This is a genomic window from Tropicimonas sp. IMCC34011 (assembly GCF_003390865.1).
Classification (GTDB): domain Bacteria; phylum Pseudomonadota; class Alphaproteobacteria; order Rhodobacterales; family Rhodobacteraceae; genus Tropicimonas_B.
The window spans coordinates 410934-436160 of the sequence record NZ_QMEJ01000001.1; the positions used below are offsets into that span (position 1 = coordinate 410934).

General features: G+C 67.0%; 23 protein-coding genes. 11 read left to right on the top strand and 12 right to left on the bottom strand.

Going from position 1 to position 25227, the window contains the following annotated elements:
• Window positions 1-39: 39 nt before the first annotated feature.
• The 6 genes from DQG15_RS02050 to DQG15_RS02075 form a co-directional block, all read right to left on the bottom strand.
• Complete coding sequence (locus DQG15_RS02050; protein ID WP_116082340.1) at window positions 40-1575, bottom strand: ABC transporter substrate-binding protein; 1536 nt, start codon at window positions 1573-1575, stop codon at window positions 40-42.
• Between the two features lie 71 nt (window positions 1576-1646).
• Window positions 1647-3404, bottom strand: coding sequence for a hydantoinase B/oxoprolinase family protein (locus DQG15_RS02055; protein WP_116082341.1), 1758 nt, complete (start codon window positions 3402-3404; stop codon window positions 1647-1649).
• A gap of 10 nt (window positions 3405-3414) precedes the next feature.
• Window positions 3415-5457 (bottom strand): hydantoinase/oxoprolinase family protein, encoded by a 2043-nt coding sequence (locus DQG15_RS02060; RefSeq protein WP_116082343.1) that lies wholly within the window; start codon window positions 5455-5457, stop codon window positions 3415-3417.
• Window positions 5458-5464: 7 nt separating this feature from the next.
• Window positions 5465-6631 (bottom strand): FAD-binding oxidoreductase, encoded by a 1167-nt coding sequence (locus DQG15_RS02065; RefSeq protein ID WP_116082345.1) that lies wholly within the window; start codon window positions 6629-6631, stop codon window positions 5465-5467.
• On the bottom strand, window positions 6628-8028 hold the full coding sequence (locus tag DQG15_RS02070) for an NAD(P)/FAD-dependent oxidoreductase (RefSeq protein WP_116082347.1): 1401 nt from the start codon (window positions 8026-8028) through the stop codon (window positions 6628-6630). The genes DQG15_RS02065 and DQG15_RS02070 overlap by 4 nt, the downstream gene beginning before the upstream one ends.
• On the bottom strand, window positions 8025-8378 hold the full coding sequence (locus DQG15_RS02075) for a (2Fe-2S)-binding protein (RefSeq protein WP_232830672.1): 354 nt from the start codon (window positions 8376-8378) through the stop codon (window positions 8025-8027). The genes DQG15_RS02070 and DQG15_RS02075 overlap by 4 nt, the downstream gene beginning before the upstream one ends.
• 89 nt (window positions 8379-8467) lie before the next feature.
• Here DQG15_RS02075 and DQG15_RS02080 point away from each other — a divergent pair, with 89 nt between their 5' ends.
• Window positions 8468-9379 (top strand): LysR substrate-binding domain-containing protein, encoded by a 912-nt coding sequence (locus DQG15_RS02080; RefSeq protein WP_116082348.1) that lies wholly within the window; start codon window positions 8468-8470, stop codon window positions 9377-9379.
• 95 nt (window positions 9380-9474) lie between these two features.
• On the opposite strand, the gene DQG15_RS02085 is transcribed toward DQG15_RS02080, so the two are convergent.
• The 4 genes from DQG15_RS02085 to DQG15_RS02100 are packed head-to-tail and all read right to left on the bottom strand — an operon-like array spanning window position 9475 to window position 14944.
• The gene (locus DQG15_RS02085; RefSeq protein ID WP_232830673.1) at window positions 9475-10263 is read right to left on the bottom strand and encodes a ChaN family lipoprotein; all 789 of its coding nucleotides are present in this window, start codon (window positions 10261-10263) and stop codon (window positions 9475-9477) included.
• On the bottom strand, window positions 10260-10970 hold the full coding sequence (locus DQG15_RS02090; protein ID WP_116082351.1) for a hypothetical protein: 711 nt from the start codon (window positions 10968-10970) through the stop codon (window positions 10260-10262). The genes DQG15_RS02085 and DQG15_RS02090 overlap by 4 nt, the downstream gene beginning before the upstream one ends.
• The gene (locus tag DQG15_RS02095; RefSeq protein ID WP_116082353.1) at window positions 10967-12700 is read right to left on the bottom strand and encodes an ABC transporter ATP-binding protein/permease; all 1734 of its coding nucleotides are present in this window, start codon (window positions 12698-12700) and stop codon (window positions 10967-10969) included. Before DQG15_RS02095 ends, DQG15_RS02090 begins: the two co-directional genes overlap by 4 nt.
• Entirely contained in the window at window positions 12701-14944 is a 2244-nt protein-coding gene (locus tag DQG15_RS02100; protein ID WP_157968870.1) for a TonB-dependent hemoglobin/transferrin/lactoferrin family receptor, read from the bottom strand. It abuts the gene before it with no gap.
• Window positions 14945-15266: 322 nt separating this feature from the next.
• Here DQG15_RS02100 and zigA point away from each other — a divergent pair, with 322 nt between their 5' ends.
• From zigA to DQG15_RS02135, 7 genes are all read left to right on the top strand, one after another.
• Window positions 15267-16493, top strand: coding sequence for a zinc metallochaperone GTPase ZigA (gene zigA / locus DQG15_RS02105; RefSeq protein WP_116082356.1), 1227 nt, complete (start codon window positions 15267-15269; stop codon window positions 16491-16493).
• Window positions 16490-16846, top strand: a complete 357-nt coding sequence (locus DQG15_RS02110) for a DUF6525 family protein (protein WP_116082357.1) — start codon at window positions 16490-16492, stop codon at window positions 16844-16846. The genes zigA and DQG15_RS02110 overlap by 4 nt, the downstream gene beginning before the upstream one ends.
• Window positions 16847-16873: 27 nt before the next feature.
• Window positions 16874-17962, top strand: a complete 1089-nt coding sequence (locus tag DQG15_RS02115) for a zinc ABC transporter substrate-binding protein (RefSeq protein WP_116082359.1) — start codon at window positions 16874-16876, stop codon at window positions 17960-17962.
• Entirely contained in the window at window positions 17959-18666 is a 708-nt protein-coding gene (locus DQG15_RS02120) for a DUF1007 family protein (protein WP_116082361.1), read from the top strand. The genes DQG15_RS02115 and DQG15_RS02120 overlap by 4 nt, the downstream gene beginning before the upstream one ends.
• A complete protein-coding gene (locus DQG15_RS02125) occupies window positions 18657-19583 on the top strand; it encodes a nickel/cobalt transporter (RefSeq protein WP_116082362.1) in 927 nt (308 codons plus the stop codon). Before DQG15_RS02120 ends, DQG15_RS02125 begins: the two co-directional genes overlap by 10 nt.
• Window positions 19584-19835: 252 nt before the next feature.
• Window positions 19836-20159, top strand: coding sequence for a DoxX family protein (locus DQG15_RS02130; protein ID WP_116082364.1), 324 nt, complete (start codon window positions 19836-19838; stop codon window positions 20157-20159).
• A gap of 158 nt (window positions 20160-20317) precedes the next feature.
• A complete protein-coding gene (locus tag DQG15_RS02135; protein WP_116082365.1) occupies window positions 20318-20656 on the top strand; it encodes a hypothetical protein in 339 nt (112 codons plus the stop codon).
• A 5-nt stretch (window positions 20657-20661) separates the two neighbouring features.
• On the opposite strand, the gene DQG15_RS02140 is transcribed toward DQG15_RS02135, so the two are convergent.
• Window positions 20662-20901, bottom strand: coding sequence for a hypothetical protein (locus DQG15_RS02140; protein WP_116082367.1), 240 nt, complete (start codon window positions 20899-20901; stop codon window positions 20662-20664).
• 263 nt (window positions 20902-21164) lie between these two features.
• Here DQG15_RS02140 and DQG15_RS02145 point away from each other — a divergent pair, with 263 nt between their 5' ends.
• The 3 genes from DQG15_RS02145 (at window position 21165) to preA (ending at window position 24537) form a co-directional block, all read left to right on the top strand.
• A complete protein-coding gene (locus DQG15_RS02145) occupies window positions 21165-21602 on the top strand; it encodes a PACE efflux transporter (RefSeq protein ID WP_116082369.1) in 438 nt (145 codons plus the stop codon).
• A 145-nt stretch (window positions 21603-21747) separates the two neighbouring features.
• The gene (locus DQG15_RS02150; RefSeq protein WP_116082371.1) at window positions 21748-23172 is read left to right on the top strand and encodes an NAD(P)-dependent oxidoreductase; all 1425 of its coding nucleotides are present in this window, start codon (window positions 21748-21750) and stop codon (window positions 23170-23172) included.
• Window positions 23173-23232: 60 nt separating this feature from the next.
• Complete coding sequence (preA, locus tag DQG15_RS02155) at window positions 23233-24537, top strand: NAD-dependent dihydropyrimidine dehydrogenase subunit PreA (RefSeq protein WP_116082372.1); 1305 nt, start codon at window positions 23233-23235, stop codon at window positions 24535-24537.
• Window positions 24538-24542: 5 nt separating this feature from the next.
• Here the strand turns inward: preA and DQG15_RS02160 are convergent, their stop codons facing one another.
• Entirely contained in the window at window positions 24543-25139 is a 597-nt protein-coding gene (locus tag DQG15_RS02160; protein WP_116082374.1) for a TetR family transcriptional regulator C-terminal domain-containing protein, read from the bottom strand.
• Window positions 25140-25227 lie beyond the last annotated feature (88 nt).

Sequence of the window (25227 nt, forward strand, 5' to 3'; positions counted from 1 at the left end):
TGGAAGGCGGGACACGCCCGCCTTCCGGTCCCGCGTGCCTCAGTCGAGCGTCACGGCTTCAAGCCCGAAGGCCGAGTAACCGCTCGCGCTTCCCACCAGCGCGTGAAACCCCTCGACGCCCTGCCGCAGACCGAAGCCCTGCGTCCGCCGCGTCAGCGGGCAAAGCGGCACGTCTTCGGCCACGATCTGAGCGATCTCGTCATAGACCGCGGCGCGCGCTTCGGGGTCGAGTTCGTGGCGGCCCTTCTTCAGAAGCGCATCCAGTTCTTCGTTGGAATAGCCGTAGGAGCGCTTGTAGCTGGGCGTGCCGCTTCCGATCATCGCGGTCAGCCCGTCGGGATCGTTGACCACCGTCCCACTGCCGTTGACAGCGAACTGGTACTGCCCCTCGTTGCCCTGCGCCACGCGGGCGCCCCACTCCGGCAGGTCGAGGGTCACCTGAAGCCCGGCATTGATGAGATATTGCTGGATCACCAGTGCCGTGTCCTGGTGCATGGAATAGGTCGATGAGGACAGAAGCGTCACCTCCTGTCCGGTTGCCCCGCTGTCCTTCAACGCGGCGCTGGCGCCCTCCATGTCGAACCCGAAGAGCGTCTGGGTCTTGTCGTCCGCCACCTCCGAGTTTTCATCGAGCGGCAGGCCCTCCAGCGGGGCGCCGCGCCCGTAGAACGCCGCATCGACGATGTCCTTCCGGTTGATCGCATTGCAGACCGCGCGACGCACCCGCGCATCGTCGAAAGGCGGTTGCTCGACGTTGAAGTTCAGCACCATGTTCGGGCCGGTTGTCTCCTGCAGGGTCAGGTCGGGATCGTCTTCGATCTTCGCCATGCTCTGCCAAGGGACGTACTCGATGATGTCGACATCGCCCGCTTCCAGCGCCGCCACCCGCAAGTTCTCGTCACGATAGGCGATCATGCGCATGCGCTCCGTCTTGGGATAGCCCTCCTTGTAGTAATCGTCGAAAGCCTCGAACTCGATCGCGACGCCTTCTTCCGTCGCGGTGATGCGGTAGGGCCCGGCACCGACCGGGTCTTCAAGCCCGGCCTCGCGCGACAGGATCGGCACATAGGGCGTCGCCAGCAGCTTCAGGAATGCAGGTGTCGGCGCATCGAGCTTGATGCGGACGGTGCTGTCGTCGATCACCTCGACCTCGGTGATGACCTGCAGTTCGTCCTTGAAATAGGCGGTCGACCCCTCGGCGCGAATCTGCTCCAGCGACCATTTCACGTCCTCGCCCGTCACCGCCTCGCCGTTGTGAAACGTCGCGTTCTGGCGCAGGTGAAAGACGTATTCCGTGCCGTTTTCTTCCCAGGACTCGGCCAGTTCGCCCACGATTTCTCCGGAGCCGTTCAAGCCCAGGAGACCGCGGAAAATCTGCAGCTTCACATCATGGCCCGCCGCGCCTTCGTGGCGAAACGGGTCAAGGCCCGGAGGATAAGCCGACAGGCCGAAGCGCAGCACGGCGTTGTCCTGTGCGATCACCGGCCCGCTGGCGGCCAGGGCCGGGAGGGCGAGCATCGCCGCCGCGGCTACGCGGGCGGGAATGGATTTGGGTCCGATCACTCTGTTTCTCATGTCGTTCTCCTCTGTTGTACTGATGTCCGGGTATGCCCGGTTTCGTCTTCACGTCGCTGCGGACCGGGGTGCTACCCAGCCGCAGACGTCTTCAGCCGCGCAAGCACGCGCGCGACTTTCTCGTGGCCGAAGACCTCGCGGGCGTGATCCTCGCTGAAGATCCCGTCACGAAGGTCGACGGCCAGAAGGTCGTCGGGGCGGTCGGCTGGCGGTCCGAACCCGCCGCCGCCCGGTATCTCGATGCACAGCGTGTCGCCGGCCGCGAAGGGCAGCCGCGCGATCTTCGATGACAGCTCCTCCTCCCGTGGCGTGCCGGGATTGCGCCGGATGCGTCCGGTTCCGCCCGGAGCGCCACCCTCGCTGCCCGGGGCACCGGCGCTGTGCCGGTCCGACCGGGCGGAGACCATGGTGCCGGCGTGCAGCGCCTCGACCGTACGGATGATGCCCATCCCCCCGCGCCAGCGCCCGGCACCGCCCGTATCAGGCCGCAGGCCGTATTCGCGGCACATGAGCGGCGCCTCGTTCTCCATCGCCTCCACCGGCAGGTTCAGCGAGTTGGTGATGTGCACGTGAATGCCGTCCATTCCGTCCGCGTCGTTCCGCGCGCCGCCGCCACCGCCGACCGTCTCGCCGCAGATGAAGTACTTTCCAGTCTCGGGATCGCGGCCCGAAAAATCGAAGGACGGCAGCACGTCATAGCTCGATGCCATCCGCTGCGCAGGCTCTATCAGCGGCTGGAACGCGCCGAAGATCGCCCCGGCGAGCCGCTGGCAGGCGATGGTGCGCGATCCGACAGGCGCGGGATCGGCGGGGTTTACGATCGTCCCCACGGGCGCGCGCAGATCGATTGCGTCCATCATTCCGGAATTGGCCATGAGTTCAGGGTCCAGCAGCGCCTTGACGCAGTAATAGGCCGTCGCCCGCAGGGCGTTCTGCGCGATGTTGAGCGCGCCGCGTGCCTCGGGGCCGCTGCCCGCGAAATCGATGACCAGCCGTCCCGCCTCGACACCGACCGTGGCACACAGCGGCACCGGATCGCCGCCCGGGATCCCGTCGTCGTCGAGATGCGCGGTGAAGTGTCCCTGACCCCGCCCCTCGAGCGTTGCGATCCTGAGCGCCAGGCGCCGCCGGGTGTAGTCGAGAAGGTCCTCGATCCGCGCGCGGAATGCGCCGGCGCCCATCCGGTGGATCAGCTCGCGCGTCTGCTCGCCGCCGCGAATGTTGGTGGCGATCTGCACCTTGAGGTCGAGGATCCGCTCTTCCGGCAAACGGGTGTTGAGCGCGATCATCGCAAGCAGATCCTCGTCGATCTCGCCCCCCCGGCAAACCCGCATCACGGGGATCCGCAGCCCCTCTTCGAAGATCGACCGGGACAGGGCCGAGGTCGATCCCGGCACCGGCCCGCCGATATCGTTGTGGTGGCCGATATTCACCGTGAACGCTTCCAGCCGTCCCTCGACGAACAGCGGCGTTGCGATCGAGATGTCCGGCAGATGGGTCCCCCCGGCCACGTAGGGATCGTTGCAGATGAAGGCATCGCCCGGCGCGATCTGGTCGCGCGGAAACCGGGCCAGCACCGCGTCGACAGCGCCCATCAGCGACCCCAGGTGCACCGGGATATGCGTGCCCTGCGCCACAAGCCGCCCGCCTGCGTCGAACAGTCCGACCGAGAAGTCCCGACGCTCCTTGATCTGGGTCGAGAAAGACGACCGCATCATGTTGATCGCCATGGCTTCGGTGATCGACAGAAGGCGGTTGGCGAAAACTTCCATCGCGATGGCGTCGAACCCGGCGGCGGGGGTCTCCGCCTGTGCCTGTACCTGTGTCATGCTTGTCTCCTCAGCCCTGTGCGCGCGTGATGTGGATGTTGCCGAACCGGTCCAGCTCGGCCCGTTGGCCGGGCAGAACCACGGTTGTGCCACTCATCTCCTCGACGATGGCGGGGCCGGAGAAGGGCGCGCCATAGGGCAGGCCTGCACGACGGTAGACGGGGGTGGGCGCCCATCCGTCCGCGAAATACACCTGCCGCGACTCGATTTGCGCTTCGGCCAGCGTCAAGCCCGCTTCGGCCTCCGGTGCCGCACCCTTTTCGACGAAGCGAACGGCCTTGAGGCGGATGTTCACGATCTCGACGGGTTGATCATCGAGCCGGTAGCCGAACTGGTCGTTATGCGCTGCATGAAACCGCGCGATGAAGTCGGTCATCGCCGCCGCGTCCAGCGTCTCGAGCGGGACGGCGATCGAATGGCTCTGGCCCAGATACCGCGCGTCGAGCGTGAAGCGCAGCTCGTGGGCTGCCTCGGACCGCGCCTCGGAGGCAAGCCAGGCTTCGCCGTCCTCGCGCATGCCCGCGCCCATCGCCACGACCTCGCCCCAGCCAGCGTCGCCTGCGACGATGAGCGCCGTGCGAACGTAGTCGCGGCTGACATCCGACAGAAGCACGCCGCGCGCGCAAAGCGTTCCCGGCTCGCGCGGAACCACGATCCGGTCGAGACCGCATTCCTCGGCCACCTCGGCGGCGTGGAGCGCGCCGGCGCCCCCGAAGGCATAGAGCGCGAATTGCGAGAGGTCGTGACCGTGCTCGGTCGAGACCGAGCGGATCGCCCGGCTCATGTTCGCGGTTGCGATGCGGATGATCCCGGCGGCTGCCGCTTCGACCGAGAGGCCGAGCGGCTCGGCGATTTTCGTTCGGATCGCGGTTTCAGCCAGGCCACGGTCGACCTTCATCCGGCCCTCCAGCAGCGCCACCGGGTTGAGCCGGCCCAGAACGATATTGGCATCCGTCAGCGTCACCTCGGTCCCGCCCCGGAGATAGGAGATCGGTCCGGGAACCGCGCCGGCGCTCACCGGGCCGACCTTGAGCGCACCGGCGTCATCGATGCGCGCGATGGACCCGCCGCCTGCGCCGATCACGTGGATATCGACCATCGGCATCCTGACCGGGTGCCCCGAGACCAGCCTGCTCGAGGTGAACTGGGGCTTGCCCTTGGTGATGAGCGACACGTCGGTCGATGTGCCCCCGACATCGAACGTGATGATTTCGCTCTGGCCGATTTCTGCGCCGATACGCGTCGCCCCAATCACACCCGCCGCGGGCCCCGACAGACAGGTCAGGACAGGCAGCTCCTCGACCGTGCGCACCGGCAGCAGCCCGCCGTTGGAATGGAATGTCAGCGGCTCGACCGAGATGCCGGCCGCGGCGATGCGATCCCGCAGCCGGTGCAGGTATTTCCGTGTCCGGGGGCCGACATAGGCGTTGAGGACCGTGGTCGAGAACCGCTCGAACTCTCGGAACTCGGCCACCACCTCGGAGGAGATCGAGACGAAGATGTCGGGCGCGATCTTCGCGATCAGGTCGCGCACCGCGCGTTCGTGCGCCGCATTGCGGTAGGAATGCAGGAAGCCGACCGCGATGGCCTCGACCCCGCTGTCGCGAAGGGCCCGCACCTCGGCCTCGATCTCCGCCGCATCGGGAACCACCAGCGCGGTGCCGCGCCGGTCAATGCGTTCGTCGATCTCGCGCCTGCGATACCGCTCGACCAGCGGGGCGACCTTGCGCACACCCCAGTCGTACAGGGACGGGCGCGTCTGCCGACCTATGGCGAGCACGTCGCGAAATCCCCTGGTCGTCAGAAGGCCCGTCGGCACTCCGCGGTGTTCGATGACCATGTTCGTCGCCACCGTCGTGCCATGGCCGACATAAGCGATGTCGCCCGGATCGACCGAGTGACGCTTCAACATCTCGACGATGCCGGAGGCGATGGCCTCGGACGGATCGTCCGGGGTCGAAGGCACCTTGTAGAAGGCGATCGACCCGCCGCCCTGTTTTTCCATCACGAAATCCGTGAAGGTTCCTCCGACATCCACGCCGATCCTGTACATTGCCCGTTTACTCCTTGATCGCATGTCGGAGGCCGTCCTGCGGACAGGCCTCAATTGCTTCGCCCTGAAGGCGTTGCGGCGCGAAGGCCGCGATGTTGCGTTGCGTGGTGCCCCTGATCGCGAGATCCGCCACGATGGCGCCGGTGACCGGGACAAGCTGGAACCCGTGGCCCGAGAACCCGAACAGGTGGATCATCCCCGGTGCGTCGGGCGACGTGCCGATCACGGGAAGCCGATCCTTCGTCTGAGCCTCGATCCCCGTCCAGCAGCGCGTGATACCCACGCCTGCGGTAGCTGCGAACAGCTCGGTCACCGTTCGCGCGGTCTTCGCGAGTCCTGCAAAATCGACGATGCTGCGCCCGGTCTCGATATCCGCGCGGCCCTGCTGCCCGCCGCCGATGATCAGCGTGCCCTTATCCGTCTGCTTGAATGACAGCGGGCGGCCCACCAGTCCGACGACCGGCTCCAGCAGCGGCGGAACGCGCTCGGTGACCATCATCATCGAGGCGCGACAGCTGATGGGGATGTGGCAGCCAACCATCGCGGCCACCTGTCCCGCCCAGGCCCCGGCCGCGTTGACCACGCAGGGCGCGACGAACGTCCCGGCGTCGCAGTGCACCGCCCAGTCCTGGCCCTGTCGGACGACCTTTGTCACGCCGGCGCCTTCGTGAAGCGCGACGCCCGCGGCCAGAATACTGCGTCGGTAGGCATCGATCGTGCGATGAGGATCGGCCGCGCCGTCGTCCCGCGTGACCAGCGCCGCGACGCAGTGGGGCGCAATGGCCGGCACCAAGCGGCGAAGCTCGGCCGCGTCGATGATCTCTTCGTGCGTGAACCCCGCCGCCCGCGATTGCGCCTGACGCGCTTCCAGGCTGGCGACCTCATCGACGGACTCGGCCACACGAACCTGCCCGCAGGCATGGAACCCGCAATCGTCGCCGACATGCGCATTCATGTCGCGCCACATCTCCATGGCCTCGAACGCGAGCGGCAGCTCTTCGATGGCGCGGTTCAGCGTACGCACCCCGGCCGCATTCGCCCCCGAGGCGTGCCGGCCGAGATAGGCGCGCTCCACCACCGTGACCCGTTGCCCGGCCCGTGCGAGGAACAGCGCGGCAGAGAGCCCGTGCAGGCCCCCGCCGATCACCACGGCATCGCGGACGATCGCGGTCATCGCGGCGCCTCCGTCGCATCGAGGCTGGCCAGTTCGGCAAGCGTCAGCGGGCGGATCGGCGGCCGCACCCGTCCCGGCGCGATGTCTCTCACCTCTGAGCCGCCCATCCGCGCCAGGATCCCGGCGATGGGGGCGCTGCATTGCCGCCCATGGCAGGGGCCCATCCCGGCCCGGGTCGCGGTCTTGACCTGATTGGGGTCGGTGAGGCCACCGGCCGCCAGGGCACGCACGCGCCCTGCCCGCACCTCCTCGCACCGGCAGACGATCGCAGCGTCGGGCGGGTCCGAAATCTCGACCCGCGGCGGATAGAGCGCATCGAGGAACGGCCGGACACCGATCGCCCGGCGAAGCGCGGCACGTACCGGCGCCGCGCGCTGCTCAGCGGCCTCCGCCCCTATCCGGCCCAGCCGCATCGCGACGCCGAGCGCGGCGAGTTCGCCGCGCAGACCCGCGGCCCGTGCGCCAGCGATCCCCGCGCCGTCACCGGCGACGTGAACGCCGGCCACGCTGGTTGTGCCCCAGTCGTCGAGGACCGGCCGGAAGCATTGCTGCGCCGCGTCCCATTCATGCCGGCAGCCGAGCGCCTGTGTGGCGTGAAGCGCGGGGATCACGCCCTCGTGGACCAGCAACACCTTCGCCGCCCGAGTCACCTCGGCGCCCCGCTTGTCGCGGAAGCGAATGCGTTCCAGGGTATGGCCACCCTCGGCGACGATCCCGTGGGCATGGCCAAAGACCGGCACGCGCCGCCGCAGCTGCGCCATCCAGGCGGCGCCCTTGGCGATGTCGCGAGGCCCCGTCAGCAGCGCCCGTGCCGCGTGCCGCCCCGCCGCAAGTGTCTGGCCTGTCGGTCTCGTATCGAGAAACCCTGCGATCCGGCCGCCGGCGGCCAGCAGCTGGATGGCGTAGAGCAACGCCAGCGGCCCGGTCCCCGCGATCCAGGCGGGGTCCGCCGGGACCTGACCGCTCGATTTCAGCAGGATTTGTCCGGCGCCGACCGTCATGACGCCCGGCAGGGTGGAGCCCGGGAACGGCACCGGTCGCTCCTGTGCGCCGGTCGCCAGCAGAAGTGCTCCCGCCTCGATCGACCACGCCCGTCCCCGATGGGCCAGATAGGCGCGCAGGTCCTCGTCGACATTCCACATCCGTGTCTCGGGGAGGAACTCCGCCCCGCTCTCGCGGAAGGCCCGCACGACCCCGCGGCCTTCGCCATACGCCTGCCCGAGGAGACGCGCGCGGGGCGTTGCGCCCACCTGCTCGATGTCGCGCCAGATCTGGCCGCCCGGTCCGGCCTGTTCGTCCACGACCACCACGTCGAGCCCGCAGGCGCGTGCTGTGATCGCGGCGGCGAGGCCCGCCGGTCCCGCGCCCACGATCAGCAGGTCGACCCGGCGGCTCATGTCCGGAGCCCCTGCGAGATGTCTTGCCGCTCGACCTGCATGCCGTCGCACACCCTGGCAAGGCAGCTTCGCGTCGATCCCGTCCCGTCGATGGAAACGAGGCAGTCGAAGCAGACGCCCATCATGCAGTAGGGCGCCCGCCGCTCACCCGAGCCGTGCGTCCGGCGGGACCAGGCGGGGGACAGCCTCAACAGAACGGCGGCCACGGTCTCGCCCGGCTGTGCAAGAACAGGCACGCCGTCCACCCGGATGGTCACCGAATTCTCCGGCGACTCGACCAGCCTGAACAGCGGGGATTCCCCGGCTTCGTCCCGCTCGATCTGCGTCATGTTCAGGTGTGTCACAGGCATTTCGCTTCCCCTCTGTTGACAAATTTAGGGAAGGCCTGCGTATTCTGTCCAAGAGTAAAACGACGGTAGGGTATTCCGGAAGTTATGGCATGGCACGCGCATTGAATCTCCGGCAGGTCGAGGTCTTCAAGGCCGTGATGGAGATCGGCACCGTCAGCGGGGCGGCCGAACTGCTGAACGTCTCGCAGCCCGCGGCGAGCAAGTTGCTGATGCAGCTGGAAGGCGACAACGGGTTATCCCTTTTCGACCGCAGGAAGGGGCGCCTTATCCCGACGACGCAGGGCCTGTACCTCTACGAGGAGGTCGAGCGCATCTTCGCAGGCGTGAAGCAGGTCGAGAGCGCGATCGACTATATCAAGCGGGAGGATCGGGCACGCCTGATCATCGGGGTGCCGCCCGGTCTTGCCGGATCGTTCATGCGCTGCGTGGTGAAACGCTTCCTCGATCGCTGTCCCAACGTCTATTGCCAAATACAGTCGCGTCGCTCGCGCTGGCTGGTCGAGCATGTCGGCACCCGCCAGATCGACATCGCGGTCTCGCCGACCCCGATCGAGAACGGCAGCTTCGTGGTCGATCACTTCGCCGCGCTTCCGCTCGTCTGCATCATGCCGCAAGGCCATCGGCTTGCGGACCGCGACGTGATCCGCCCCGAAGATCTGGCGACGGAGCAATTCATAGCCTTCGACCTCGATTCCCATACCGGTCAAAAGGTCGACTCGCTGTTTCGGGAACATGGCGTCCATGCGAATGTCGTCGTCACCACGGACAGCGTGAACAGCGTCACCGAACTCGTCGCGGGAGGCATCGGCGTGTCGCTCGTGTACCCGCTGTTCTGCAACGCGATGGACACCCGCATCGTCTCTCGCCCGTTCAGGCCAAGCGTCGCACTGGATCAGTATCTCATGCACGCCAGCGACGCCCGCAACCTCCCCCTGATCCGTACGTTTTGCGAAGAGGTGCGCCACGAATGTGCGCGTATCCTTGGTACCGCTTCCGACTAGGCTTCAGCGCTCGACGAAAACGCTGTCGCACCACGCGCTTCCCCGACCGGCCGCGGTCTAGCGCGAGCGCTGCCATGGCGCGACGTGTCGCCCTCTCAGGCGAGAGACATCGCGTAGTCGGCCGCGCCGCTCTTCATCTCCGCCTGCTCAGCCGAGTGCGGGATCGCGACGCGCACGTCCGTCACGCCGAGATCGGCCAGTTGCCAGGACACGCCTCCCCCGTAGGCCAGGTGCCCCATTCCCACGATCCCGACGAGGAGCGGCCCGTCCGGCCGAACGGCTGCCACAAGTCGCGTGGCGAAGGCCCGGTCCCAGACCTCCTGAGCCCGCAGGAACCTGCTGAAGCGGGGGGAATCCGGGTCGGCGTCGCTCCGGCCCGGCTGGCCGTTTCCGGTCAGGTCGAAGATGTGACGGCGGTAGGCCTCTGGCGAAGGACGCGCAGGCGTCAGGCCCTCGCGGTCCTCCTCCCGCACGCTCTCCCATCCCCCCTTGCCGACCTCGCTGACGAGGCCGCGGCGGCAATTGAGGCCGAGCATCGGCGTGCCGGTCTCCCGGCAGAAGCGGAAGAGCGGCAGGTAGAGGTCGGCCGGGAAGCCCCAGACCGTGCCCCACTCGGCCTTCTCGAGGAACGCCTCCTCGGTGAGTGCGCCTGCGACCCATTCCGACAGGACCGGATCGAGCCGCGCGGGAAACATCTCGAACCCGACGATCAGCGGGCGCCGGGCGAGTAGCCCCGCCGCCACATGGAGCTGCCAGCGGTGCATGTCCGCCCGGTCGTGCTGCTCGCCGAGAAGGACCACTTCGGCGCCGGCCATGTCTTCGAGGACGGTCGCGTGCGGGACGGCGTCAGGTGCGCCGGGACGATACCAGAAAGGACCGGTCACGCCGCCGCCTTCGTCATCCGCGCCACGACGAGGCCGATCTCCGAGCCGTCGGGCGCCAGAGCCAGCCATCCCGCCGGCGTCTCGCGCCACTCCGACACGGCGCCGGCCTTCACGTGCAGGTGGAAGTCGTCCGTGGTCACGTTCGAGAACCCCATGCCCGGACGGACCGTCTCGATCGTCCCCTGCCACGATTGCTCCCGTCCGGCGAGGCGGTGCCGGATCTCGACGGGATCCCCCTCCTCCCGCAGCCTGTTCAGCAGGATGAACGCCGGATCGGAGGTGATCTCGTCGGCATCGCCGCCCATCGACGGCATCATCCGTTCCTTCGGCTCGAGCGCGACCCGCGCCTCAGCGCCGAAGGCCGCGACGAAGGCGGGCGCCCCGCCCATCGCGATGGCCTTGAAGAGCTCGGTGCCGTCCTCGTCCTGAAACTCGAGGGCCGGATAGCTTCCGCCGGCGATCACGAGCGAGGTGTCGAACACGATGCGGCTGGCGGCGCCGGGATCGATCCGGGCGGTGTGAACCGGTCCACCGATCGCGATCATGTCGCCCACGCGTGACACCTCCCCCACAGCGCCGATCCGCTCGTGGGTCGCCCCGCCGGAGCGGAGCACGATCATGATGTTCTCCATTCCTTCCAGCCGGTGGAGCATCTCGGCCACCTCGGCATCCGGCAGCTCCCAGCGGCCTTTCTCGATCTCGGTCATGCTGTCTTCCTTTCGTCTTGGGGGGCCTCCCCGATGATCCAGGTCCCGGTGGGGTCGAGCCCGACCGGATCGCGGTGGGCAACGCAGAGGATCGCGGCCCGGGGCAGTTCGCGCCGGAGCAGCGCGAGGAGATGCGCCTCGCTGGCGACATCCAGCGATGAGGTCGCCTCGTCGAGGATGACCCAGTCCGGCCGGTGCAGAAGCACCCGCGCCAGCGCCAGCCGCTGCCGCTCGCCGAGGGACAACCCCTCGAGCGCCGCGTCGCCATCGTCCGGGCCCTCCGCCGAGAGCGCGCCCAGGCGATGTGTCAGGCCGAGGCGCTCCAGAACTAAGCGCAGCCGGTCCGGCGGAACGTCGGCGGGATCGGAGGGATAGCAGGCCGCCGCGGCGAGGCCGTCCGAGAAGAGATGCGGTCGTTGCGGCAGTACGATCATGCGCCCCGAAGGCATGTCGATCCGACCCTCGCCATAGCGCCAGAGCCCGGTGATCGCCGCGAGGAGCGTCGTCTTGCCCTGGCCGGACGCGCCGGAGATCCAGATCCGCTCGCCCGGCCGGATCACCCGGTCGGGCACGGGCGCGAGCCACCGTCCCTCCGGGGTCGCGAGGGTCAGGCCGCTCACGCGAAGGGCCCGGTTGCCCCCATGGGTCCGCTCGATTGCCGTCACGGCTCCCGCGACAGGCTCTGGGTCCTCCGTGACGCGGAACAGCTGGTCGAGGCGGTGGGACACGGCGGCGAACTCCGCCAGCTCCTTGTACTGGAAGATGAACCAGGACAGGGTCGTCGTGACCCGGCTGAACGTGCCCGAAAGCTGCATCAGCCCGCCGAAGGTCACCGATCCCGCGAAATAGGCCGGCAGCGCGAAGAACAGCGGCACCCGCAGGACCGTCTGGTAGTAGGGCCGCGTGAAGAGGCCGAGGATCAATTCCCGGCGGATCAGGTGCAGCCAGTTGCTTCGGATCCCCTCGAACCGCGCATCGAGCCGGCGCCGCTCCGCCGCCTCACCGCCGGACTGGGCGATCTCGGTGGCGTTGTCCCGAACCTGGACGAGGGAATGCCGGAAATCCGCTTCCCGCCTCTCGTGCCGGAAATAGAGGGACTTCAGCGGCCAGCCGACGGCGTGGGTGATGAGACTGGAGACCAGCACGTAAAGGAGCGCGAGCCAGACCATGTAGCGCGGGATCTCGATGCCCACGCCAAAGAGGGAAAAGCTCAGGACGAAGTCGGACAGCGTCCAGAGGATCGCGATATAGGTCACGACCCCGGCGATGCGGCCGACAAGGTCCAGGGTAAGCAGTAGAAGAAGCGCGACGAAGCGTTCGCAATCCTCGGCGATGCGCTGGTCGGGATTGTCCACGGTCTCGGCCGAAAGGCCGGGCCGGAGATGCCAGTAGGCCTTGCCCCCCGTCCAGCGGTCGAGCGCCTGCCCCGTCAGCTTCTGCCGCCATCTCAGGCGCAGACGCTTGCGCAGGTAGTCGCTCGTCAGGAAGATCGCGGCGGAGGCGGTCACGAGGACCGCGAAGACGCCGAGCTCGCGCATCGCGGCGGCGGTCTCCATCTGCTCCACCGCATCGTAGAACCGCCGCGTCCAGGCGATCATCTTCACGTCGACCCAGAGTTCGACGCCGATGAGGGCGAGCGCGATCCCCGCCATGAGCAATCCGATCCCGGCGCTAGGTCCGAAGACCGCGCGCCGGGTCAGGCCCCAGATGCGTGCGAGGGAGTCCCGCATCTAGAACGTCTTGTCGAAGCTTACGGCGAAACTGCGACCGGGTCCGGTCTGCAGTTCGATCGGGTTCGTCGCGGCCACGGAGGCCGACGCCGTGGATCCGTAGGTCGCCGCGTTGGCGACGAAGTAGCGCCGGTCGAAGACGTTGTTGACGCTGAGCTTCAGGAAGCCGTCCTCGACCATCTCCCATTTCGCGTGCAGATCGAGCACCTGATAGGCATCGGGCTTGAAGTCGTCCGGGCTCGCGGTCTCCTCCACGTCGGAGGCGAAGGTGGCGACCCCTTCGATAAAGAGACCGTAGTCCGGGAATTCGTGCGCCAGAGCGAGGGTCGCCGTCAGCGGCGGCAGCGTATGGCGCGTTTCCTCCGCGTCGTCGCTGACCTGCTGGGTGCCCTCCTGCCAGGCGGCGGAAACGCTCATCGTCGTCCCCTGCCCGAACGCCCAGCCGGCTTCCGCCTCGACGCCGTGGACGTTCACCACGGAGAGGTTGCGGTAGGTGTAGTCGATCGTTCCGGGCGGGTTGTAGAAGCTCTGGATGAAGTCCGAGTAATCCGCCTTGAAGACGCTCAGGGACGCGAAGCCCCGCGGCTCCTCGTATCTCAGGCCGAGCTCGTAGCTTTGCACCTCCTCCGGCTTCAGATCGGGCGCGGGGGTCAGATTGAAGAAGTCACCGGGCGAGGAGGTGAAGAGCTGCTGCGCGGTGGGCATCTTGAAGCCTTCGCCGTACTTCGCCCAGGCCGACCAGCTGTCATCGAACCGCACGATCGCGCCGAGGCTCTTCAGCAGGGTCTCGTCCTTGCGGACACGTGGCGCCTGGCCCGGCACCTCCTCGTAATCCCCGTCCGGGCGCGGATCGATCTTGTAGGTGGCGTAACGAAGCCCCGGCGTCAGTTCGAAGCGGCCGCCACCGAAGGTTATGCGGTCCTCGACGTAGACGTCCGCCCTTTGCGTGGTGGCGTTCGCGAAGTTGAAGCCCCCGGCGACCGTTTCGGTCACCGCGCCCGTCGCGAGGTTCGTCTCGACGTCCCGGCGTTCGTAATCGGTGCGCTTCCGGTCGCCGTCGAAGCCGAAGATCAGACGGTGATCCGCCGCGCCCGTCTCGAAGCGGGAGGTCGCCTGGATGTCCAGTTCGACGAAGTCCTCCTCGTAGGTCAGCTCGTCTTCGGTGAGGATCTCAGCACCGCCCGCAGAGGTCGAGAGTTCCCGCCCCCTCCGCTCGTAGCCATGGGGGGTGTAGGCCAGCGTGGAAACGATTTCGTCGAACGGGCCGGCAGCGGGCGTCCAGGTATGCTCCAGACCGAGGCGATACCGGTAGAGGTCGAGCGCGCGATCCTTGCCGACGATCACGTCTCCCGTCGGCGCGCCGGTGATCGTGGACAGCACCGGCCCGAGGGAGGAATCCTGCTCGACGCTGGTGTCCCTGATCAGGGCATCGGCGCTGAACTCCAGACGGTGCGCCGCGTCCGGCGTCCAGACCAGCTTTCCAAGGGCCCGCGTCGAGGTGGCATCGGTGGGATCGAAGGCCCCGCAGGGCGTGGCGCCGAACTCCGTGGCGCGGGGGCAGCCGTAAATTCCTCCGTCATCGCGCGCATTCGTCAGTTCAGGCTCGTGCGCGGCGCTCTGGGCAATCCCGGCAAGGACGGACACGCTGTCGGACAATCTCCGCCCGAATGTGAGGCTCGCGCTGACGCTGTCATCGTAGGTGTCGTACCCGGCCCCCACCCGGACAGCCTCGTCCTTGCCTTGGAGGAGATCCTCGGGATCGATCGTCTCGAAGGCGACGAGCCCGCCGAGCGCATCCGCCCCCCAGAGAACGGAGGCCGGTCCCCGGACGATCTCCGCCTGCTTGGTGAAGTTCAGGTCCACGTAGTCGCGGGTGCCGTCGATGATCCTCTCGGCCATGCGGGAGCCGTCCACCTGCACGGCCACCCGGTTGCCGCCGACACCGCGGATCGTGAACCCGCCGAGGGTGCTGAACGGATCTGCGCCGGAGCTTTGCCGGTTCACCGTCACGCCCGGAACGCGGCGCACCAACTCCTCGATGTCAGAGACCTGACGGTCCTCGATCTCCTCCTGCCCGATCACCGTGATGCTGGCCGGCACGTCGAGGATTGCGGTCCCGGACCGGTCCGTCGTGACGATGATCGGATCGAGCGTGAAGCTTGTCTCCTGCGCTACGGCCAGCGAGGGGCACAATGTGGGAAGGCAGAGTGCAGCACAAAGTACGGGGGTCGGGCGATGACGCACGGCATCCTCCTGAGATTGAGAAATCCGGGAGCTTGCTTCGGCGCTGGCATCGGTCGAGCCGGCAAATGTCCGCCGGCGATGGAGGGGGTATTCTCAAACCCAATTCTTTTAGTCAAGTATCGCGCACGGTTTTTCCGCAAGAGGCGGCAGGCCGGCGAGACTGCGCGACGAAGCCGATCTCTCGGCCCATTTTGCGAGATACGTGGCGGGTCTTGGCGCGGGCCTGCCGGGTCGTCGTCCTGCGAATGCCAGCGCTCGGCTTGCAAGCCGCCAATGGCGCCTGTAATCGTTATGTTAGTACATAATAAAAAAGGATGCCGACGTGACCCTCTCTTCGAACGAGTCCACCCTCCTGCCCGTCACGGTCCTGTCGGGCTTCCTCGGAGCGGGGAAGACTACGCTTCTCAACAATGTCTTGAACAACCGCGACGGTCGCCGCGTCGCCGTCATCGTCAATGACATGTCCGAAGTGAACATCGACGCCGACCTCGTCCGAGCGGGCGACGCAAACCTGAGCCAGACCGACGAGACGCTGGTCGAGATGTCCAACGGCTGCATCTGCTGCACCCTCAGGGACGATCTGCTTCTGGAAGTCCGCCGCCTCGCCGCTGAGAACCGCTTCGACTACCTGCTGGTCGAGTCCACCGGCATTTCGGAGCCCCTGCCCGTCGCGGCGACCTTCGAGTTCCGCGACGCCGCGGGCCAGAGCCTCTCGGATGTCGCCCGGCTCGACACGATGGTGACGGTGGTCGACGCGGTGAACCTGCTGCAGGATTACGCAAGCCACGATTTCCTCAAGGATCGCGGCGAGAGCCTGGGGGAAGAGGACGAGCGCACCATCGTCGATCTGCTGGTCGACCAGATCGAGTTCGCTGACGTCGTCATCCTGAACAAGGCAAGCGACGCCGGCCCGGACCGGCTCGACGCCGCGCGGAAGATCGTGACCGCGCTGAACCCGGATGCCCGGATCGTGGAGGCCGATCACGGGCATGTCCCGGCAGACGAGATCCTCGGCACCGGGCGCTTCGATTTCGAGACCGCGCACGAGCATCCCCTCTGGGCAAAGGAGCTCTACGGGTTTGCCGACCACGTGCCCGAAACGGAGGAATACGGCGTGTCGTCCTTCGTCTACCGCGCACGCCGGCCCTTCGATCCGCAGAAGATCCACGACATCCTAACCGGCGAGCTGCCGGGAGTGATCCGGGCGAAGGGCCATTTCTGGATCGCGACGCGCCCGGACTGGCTTGCCGAATTCTCGCTCGCGGGTGCGCTGAGTTCCGTGAAACCGCTCGGGCGGTGGTGGGCGACAGTGCCGCAGGATCGCTGGCCCGACCATCCGCAGGCGCGGGCCTATATCTCCCGGCACTGGCAGGAGCCGTTCGGCGACCGGCGGCAGGAACTCGTCTTCATCGGCAGCGGGATGGACCGGGACGCGATCGTCCGGTCACTGGACGCGGCGCTTCTCGACGGCGACTCCTTCGCCCCGGACGACTGGACGACACTCGGCGACCCCTTCCCCGGCTGGCGCGACAGGATGGCCGCGGAATGACGCGCGCGAATACCGGCAACAGCAGCCTCGCCCGGAGGAGGCGCAGGGTCTCCCCCATGAGCGAATATGACAGGCTTCCGGAATCCCTTCGTCGCTGGCTCGCCACGGCCACGCTGCCCTGGTCCCCCCGCTCCGCCCTCCGCGCATGGCGGACGGCCCTCCGCCATGCCGGAGGCGACGAGGCGGCCGCGCTCAGGCGGCTCGACGCCATCGAGGCCGGGCAGATCTGCCGCGACGCGCGCAAGGTCTGGGCCCGAGGTCATCCGGCCTCCGAGAGCCCCCCTCCCGGTATCGGTCCCGTGACAGCTCACCGGGTTGAAGTGTTAAATGGTAACAGCTATCGAGAGCGGTGAAATGTAATACAATCACGAGGCACTTAGATGTCGATCCGCCTGACCACCTTCTCCGGCCTCGCCGGCCTCCTCGCTTCCGGCGCCGCCCTCGCCGATGTCCCGCAGGTGGCCACCGACATCCCACCGGTCCACTCGCTCGTCGCCCGTGTCATGGACGGACTCGCAGACGAGCCGAGCCTGCTCGTGAAGCCGGGCGTCTCGCCGCACGGATATGCGATGCGCCCCTCCGAGGCGCGCGCCCTGCAGGACGCCGACGCGGTCTTCTGGATCGGCTCGGACCTGACGCCGTCTCTCGAGGGCTCGATCGCGAACCTCGCGGATGGCGCCGAGGTTGTCGGGCTTCTGGACCTGCCCGCCACTCAGACCCTAGCCTTCCGCCAGGGCGCCACGTTCGAGGCACATGATCATGGCGACCACGACCATGAGCACGATCACGACCATGACCATGACGAAGAGCATGACCATGACGAAGAGCATGCCGATCATGAGCATGAGCACGCCGGACACGACCACGATCACGCAGATCATGACCATGGCGAAGAACATGCGGAACATGATCATGACGACGCTCACGGGCACGCCGGCCACGATCATGCGCATGACGGCACCGATCCCCATGCGTGGCTCGACCCCGAGAATGCCAAGGTCTGGCTGGATCAGATCGCAAGTACCCTGAGCGACCTCGACCCGGACAACGCCGACGCCTACGCGTCGAACGCCGAAGCCGGCAAGACCGAGATCGACGACGCCATTGCCCAGGCGAGTGCGACCCTCGCTCCCGTGACCGACCTGCAATTCATCGTCTTCCACGACGCCTATCAGTATTTCGAAACGCGCTTCGATCTGTCCGCCGCGGGGGCCATCTCCCTCAGTGACGCCTCCTCCCCCTCTCCCGCCAGGATCAAGGAGGTCCGCGACATGGTGCGGGATCTCGGCGTTTCGTGCGTCTTTTCCGAGCCGCAGTTCAATCAGGGGCTGGTCCGCACCGTGGCCGACGGCACCGGCGTCTCGACCGGCATCATAGACCCCGTCGGCACGGACATCCCGCTTGGGCCGGACTTCTATCCCGCCCTCATCCGGAGTGTCGCGGAAGAGATTGCATCCTGCGGGAAATGACGAGATCGGCTCCCTTGTGCCGCTGCTTCGCGGTCCGGCTCGGCCGGGCCGCGTCCGCCGGGGTGGTCTGCGCCGCCGGCGTCCTTCTTTGGGCAAGCGGGGCATCCGCTCATCCGCATATCTTCATCGACACCGATTTCGATCTGATTTTCGATGCGGACGGGCGGATCGAGGCCGTGCTGGTTGAATGGACCTATGACGACTTCTACTCCCTCCTCCTTCTGGAGGAGAAGGACCTCGATGAGAATGGCGACGGCGTTCCTGAGCAGGAGCGGCTCGATGCCTTCGCCGGACAGGACGTCGACTGGGACGCGGGCTTTCCGGGAGATTTCACGCTCACCATAGACGGGGCGCCAATCGAACTGGACCCGCCGGTCTCCCATACCGCCGAGTGGCGGGACGAGCGCTATGTCACCTCGCATATCCGCCCCCTCGCCGAGCCCGCCGCGATCGAGGGGCACGACATCGTCGCACGGGCCTACGATACCACCTACTTCGTCGCCTACGACGTTCCGGGCGAGCCCGGCGTGATCGGGCGGGAGGGGTGTAGCCTCTTGCGGAACGAGGCTGATTTCGAGGCCGCACGCGCGAAGTACGGCGACCTTCTCGCAGCGGTGGACATGGCCTCCGATCCCTTCGAGGTCGTCGATCTGCCGGATATCGGCATCCTTTTCACGGACGCGTTCCTTCTGTCATGCGACTGAGCTTTCTCATCCTGCCGACCCTCGCGCTCGCGGTGTTCGCGGCCCTGCTGATCACCGGCGCCGATGCCGATCTCGCTCGCTGGGCCGCCGGGTGGCAGCGCGCTTTCCAGAACGAGCTTGCCGGCGCCCTGCGCGCCCTCAGGGCCGGCGATCCCGGCGCACTGGCGCTGATGATCGGCCTGTGTTTCGCCTACGGGGTCGTTCATGCGATCGGCCCCGGGCATGGCAAGGTGCTGATCGGCGGATACGGCGTCGGGCGACGGGTGCCGATCCTTCGCCTCTCCGCCATCGCCCTTTGTGCCTCTCTGGGACAGGCCGTGACGGCGATTGCCATCGTCTGCATCGGGATCCTCGGCATCGGTTGGACGCGGGTGCAGGCGACGGGGGCCGCGGAAGGCATCATGGCGTCCCTCAGCGCCCTCGCTATTGGCCTCATCGGCATCTGGCTTGCCATTCGCGGCGCCGGCCGTCTCTGGCGCATGAGCCGGACGAGCGGCAGCTCCGGCCAATCGGGCCACGATCCCCATGGCCACGACGACCATCGGCATCAGGGCGGGTGCGCGCATGAGGGGTGCGGACATCGACACGGCCCGACTGTCGAGGAGGTGTCCGGGGCGACGTCCGCGCGCGGCATCGCCGCCCTCATCGCGAGCATCGCGATCCGCCCCTGCTCCGGCGCATTGCTCCTTCTCGTCCTGACGTGGCACATGGGACTCCTTGCCGCCGGAATTGCGGGGACCGTTGCCATGTCCCTCGGCACCGGGACCGTGACCGTCGGCGTCGCCATCCTCGCCGTCACCGCACGGGAAAGCACGCTCCTGTCCTTCGCGGACGGCTCGCGGGTCCGACTGTTCCTCCCTCTCCTTGAGGTTCTCGCCGGCAGCTTCATCATCCTTGCGTCCCTACAGATGCTTTGATCGCGACGCCTGCGCGAAGGCGTGCGACGGGGCCTGTTTCGTCGCATGAAGCGGTCCGTGCGCACAAAAAAGTCGCAACGCCTCAAAGCCTCGTTCACACTGAGTCGGGAATGTCTTGCGGCAATACCATTGTAAAAGAACGAAAGCTTCAGTAAATGAGCGCGCGTCGGTGTGAAAATTGCGTATAGGTCACCCTGAATTCGGGTGCCGTCAATTCGGATCGATTGGACCGGCTTGCTCTTTCGAGGTGTCATGTCTCATTTCATTGCCTGGTCCGCGTCCCTCTTCTTCCTCATCGGCAGCCTCATAAACCTGATCGGGGCAGAAAGCGCCCGGACCGAATATACGCGCTGGGGATATCCCGCATACATGAACCGCCTCGTGGGGAGCCTGGAACTGCTGACCGCGATCTTGCTGATTCCCATAATGACGCGACATCTCGGTGCGGGAATTGGAATCAGCGCCATGATCGGGGCCGGCTTCACGCTCATAGTTCATCGCAAGTACCGGCATGCCTTGATGCCGTGCGCGGTGATCGTCCTTCTCGTGATCCTCGCGGTCCTGTCGCTGGACTGATCGCTTACCGCCGGGCTCGATTAACCTGGCGAGCCGTTACCGCCCTGCACAGCCACGAAGACCGGTCATCCCGTGCGCCTCGCGCTGCCGTGACGCGTCATGGTAATGAACGGCCCGGCGGTCTACATTGATATCAGACTGCGCGAAAACGAGGCTTCATGGGCCGCGACGAGAGAATCATGCTGGCCGGCGAATACGCTCTCGATCTGCTCGAGGGCGAGGATCTCCGTCAGGCGCGCGATCTCGCTTCGTGGGACGCGGATTTCCGGTCCGAACTCGATCGTTGGCAAAGCACGTTCACCGAGATGTTCGACGTCGACGCCGTGTCTCCGCCGGCCCGCATCCGCCGAAGTGTGGAAGCCCGGATCTTCGGTCCGAGCAGGCCCGCCTGGCAGGAGATCTTTCTCGCTCCGGAGAACCGCGGAACCCTCGTCGCCGTCGTCTGCGCAAAAGCCATCCTGATCGCGGCGATCATCTGGATGTTGATCGGTTCCTGATCCGTTCAGTTCGAAGGCGCAGCGGCGGCAGGCCGATCAGATCGCGCCGCGACATTCTTCACAGCGCTGTTCAGGAACGTCAGCAGCAGGACCGCGGTGATCAACGTCGCCACGAACGTTCCACCGATCAGGGCCCAATCGCCCTCGCTGCCATCCCTCAGCAGGATCGCGACGACAGCCGCAAGCGGAATATGCGGCAGGGCGAAACTCACGATCTGAATGCGCCGAATGGCTGAAAGGACCATCTTCCGCCGTGCCTCCCCGACAAGCCTGCATTTAACGATGGTTAATTCATTCGCATCTGGGCGGCATGGAGGCAAGCGCATCTCGTGAAAGCCGCGCCAGGTGCCCCGCCGGAACCATTGGCGCGGTCAGGTTCCCTGCGACACGGGTGCCGCTTGAAACTCGCGGCCATAGAGGCCAGATCCCGCCCCAGGAGAGGACGACCTCCCCCGGCCAATCGGTCTGCATTCGGGACGGCCCGACATTCAATCGGAGCCCTTTCATCATGCGCAGCACCGCCGATCGTGTCCGCCAGGCCATCTGTTTCGAACTGATCGGCATCCTGATCGTCACACCGATGTTTGCCTGGCTCTTCGATCATCCCATGGGCGACATGGGCGTCCTCGTCGTTCTGGGCGCCACGGCCGCGACGGTCTGGAACTACCTCTTCAACCTCGGCTTCGACCACGCCCTGCACCGCCGCAGGGGCGATGCCCGGAAGACGTTCCCGCTACGGATCCTTCATGCCGTGCTGTTCGAGGCCACCCTCCTCGTCATCCTGTTGCCGATCTTCGCGTGGTGGCTTCAGGTTTCGCTCGTGACGGCCTTCCTGATGGAGATCACCTTCGCGGCCTTCTACGTCGTCTACGCCTTCGTCTTCACCTGGTGCTACGACACGCTCTTCCCGCCGCAGGTCCCCGACGAGAGGGCGGCCCGCACGTAACGCGCGCCCCCCGCCGCGTGTGAGCAGGCCGGCACCGGCGCGGTGCCCGCCCAATTTTTGCCGTTCACGCTTCGCCCAAAATTTACCGTTTGATAAAAAATCGAACCGTGCAAGGCTTCACCTGACCCAGCCAGAAGGACAGGTGATGACCGATCCCTTGACGCCAGGACTTGCCGCCGGCCGCCTCTCCCCCGAAGAGATCGAGGGCAACTTCGCCGACCTGCATGCGCCGCTCGGGCCGCGGGACGCCGCGGTCGCGGCCGATCGCTGTTACTTCTGTTACGATGCGCCCTGCATCGCGGCCTGCCCCACCGAGATCGATATCCCGCTCTTCATCCGGCAGATCGCCGGCGGGCGGCCGGAGGAAGCGGCGAAGACGATCTTCGACCAGAACATCCTCGGCGGAATGTGCGCCCGGGTCTGTCCCACCGAGGATCTCTGCGAAGGTTCCTGCGTGCGGGAGACGTCGGAGGGCAAGCCGGTCGAGATCGGCCTTCTCCAGCGCTACGCGACCGACAGCCTCATGCGGCGGCAGGGCCACCCCTACAACCGGGCGGACGAGACCGGCAAGACCGTCGCCGTCGTCGGAGCCGGCCCGGCCGGGATGGCCTGCGCGCATCGGCTGGCCATGCGGGGCCACCGGGTCACGCTCTATGATGCGGCGACGAAGCCCGGCGGGCTGAACGAGTTCGGCATCGCGGCCTACAAGTCGACCGGCGATTTCGCCCAGACCGAGGCCGACTGGATCATGCAGATCGGCGGTATCTCCTTCGAGGGCGGCAAGGCGCTCGGGCGTGAGCTGTCGCTCGAAGAGCTGGCGGAGAGCTTCGATGCGGTGTTTGTCGGCGTCGGGCTGGCTGGCGTGAACGCCCTTGCAGCGGAGGGCGCCGAGAAGGACGGCGTGACCGATGCGGTGCGCTACATCGCGGAATTGCGGCAGAGCACGGACCTCGCGTCCCTGCCCGTGGGGCGCAACATCGTGGTCATCGGCGGCGGCATGACGGCCATCGACGCGGCCGTGCAAACCAAGCTCCTCGGCGCCGAGAACGTCACCATTGCCTACCGCCGCGGGCGGGACCGCATGGGCGCCTCGGTCTACGAGCAGGATCTGGCCGCGTCCAAGGGCGTGCGCATCATCTGCAACGTGCAGCCGGTGGAGATCCACGGAAACGGCGCCGCGGCCGAGATCGAGCTCGAATACACCGCCGATACCGGCGACGGCCTGAGGGGGACCGGCGAACGGCTGCGCCTGCCCGCGGACCAGATCTTCAAGGCCATCGGTCAGACGATGACCCTCGATAGCGGTCTTGAGCTTGAGGGGGGCCGGATCTCGGTGGACGCGAAGTACCGCACCTCGATGGAGAAGGTCTGGGCCGGCGGCGATTGCGTCGCGCCGGGGGACGATCTGACCGTCTGGGGCGCGGCCCAGGGCCGCGATGCGGCGGAAGACATGCACGCCGCGCTCATGGGCGTACCCGAAGCCTCCACCCGTGCCGTCATCGCCGAGGCCGCGCGCGGGATCGACGCGCCTCCTCACGGCCACGCGCCGCACCCGGACATGCCCGGCTGACCCGCCCCGCCCTACTCGTCCCTTTTCGTTCTCGCCCTCGCCACTTTCCGGAGACCAGCCATGGCCGATCTGACGACAGACTTCGTGGGCATCCGCAGCCCGAACCCCTTCTGGCTCGCCTCGGCGCCTCCGACGGACAAGGAATACAACGTCCGTCGCGCCTTCGAGGCCGGCTGGGGTGGCGTCGTCTGGAAGACGCTGGGCGCCGAGGGCCCGCCGGTCGTCAACGTCAACGGGCCCCGATACGGCGCGATCTACGGGCCGGACCGGCGTCTGATGGGGCTCAACAACATCGAGCTCATCACCGACCGACCGCTCGAGACCAACCTCGAGGAGATGGCTCGGGTGAAGGCGGACTACCCGGACCGCGCCCTCATCGCCTCGATCATGGTGCCGTGCGAGGAAGCGGCGTGGAAGGCGATCCTGCCGCGCGTCGCCGAGACCGGGGCGGACGGGATCGAGCTGAACTTCGGATGCCCGCACGGAATGGCGGAGCGCGGCATGGGATCGGCGGTCGGCCAGGTGCCCGAATACATCGAGATGGTCACCCGCTGGTGCAAGACGTACTACGATCGGCCCGTGATCGTGAAGCTGACGCCCAACATCACCGATATCCGCATGCCGGCCCGTGCCGCGCTGAACGGTGGCGCCGATGCGGTCAGCCTGATCAACACGATCAACTCGATCACCTCGGTCGACCTCGACCGGATGGCGCCAGAGCCGACGATCGACGGCAAGGGCACCCATGGCGGCTATTGCGGCCCGGCCGTCCGCCCCATCGCGATGAACATGGTGGCCGAGATCGCCCGCGATCCCGAAACGCGGGACCTGCCGATCAGCGGCATCGGGGGCATCACGACCTGGCGCGACGCGGCGGAGTTCATCGCGCTCGGCTGCGGCAACGTCCAGGTCTGCACCGCGGCGATGACCTACGGTTTTCGCGTCGTGGAGGAGATGACCGCGGGCCTGTCCGCATGGATGGACGAGAAGGGCTATGCGTCCGTCGCCGAGGTCTCTGGCCGCGCCGTTCCGAACGTCACCGACTGGCAATACCTCAACCTCAATTACGTCACCAAGGCGCGGATCGATCAGGATCTCTGCATCAAGTGCGGCCGCTGCTATGCCGCCTGCGAGGACACCTCCCACCAGGCCATCGCGATGGAGCCGGGCCGGACTTTCGAGGTGATCGACGCCGAATGCGTCGCCTGCAACCTCTGCGTCGATGTCTGCCCGGTGGAAGACTGCATCACCATGACCCGGCTCGAGCCGGGCGAGACCGATCCCCGGACCGGACGGGTGGTGCCGGCCGAACCCGGAAACTGGACCCAACACCCGAACAACCCCGCGGCGACCGCGGCTGAATAGGGCGATCAGCCCCTCAGGGTGCGGCGGAAGAGCGTTTCGAGATGCGCCGCCGCGCCCGCCAACGGATCGGCCAAGCCGGTCACTGCCCGGACCTGAACATCGGCATCCACATAATGCTGCGTCAATGCCCAGATCGACATGATGAGCTGCCGCCCGTCCACCGGCGCGATGTGCCCCGCCGCGGCCCAGCCCTCGATCACCGCCGCCTTCTCGGCGACCAGCCGGTGGAGCGGGCCGGTCAGGTGCGGCGCGATGAGGGGCGCGCCGCGCAGGATCTCGTTCGCGAAGAGGCGGCTTTCCCGCGGCATCTGGCGCGACAGCTCGAGCTTGCGGCTGACGTATCCGAGGATCTCCGCCTCCGGCTCTCCCGCGGGATCGAGCGCGGTCAGAGGCTCCAGCCAGCGCGACAGAAGGCCGGTGAGCAGCTCCTCGTAGATCGTCTCCTTCGAGGGGTAATAGTAGATCAGGTTCGGCTTCGAGAGCCCCGCCTCGCCGGCGATGGCGTCGAGCGTCGCGCCGCGGAATCCGTTACGGGAGAAGACCTCCAGCGCGGCCTCGGCGATGCGCGCGCGATTTCGCTTCTGGATCCGGCTCATGGTCATTGCGAGATCATCCAGTTGCCGCGAAAGTGCTCAATGATGCGGCACGGTCCGACCAGTTCTTCAGCATTCGACCAAATCAACTGCGCAT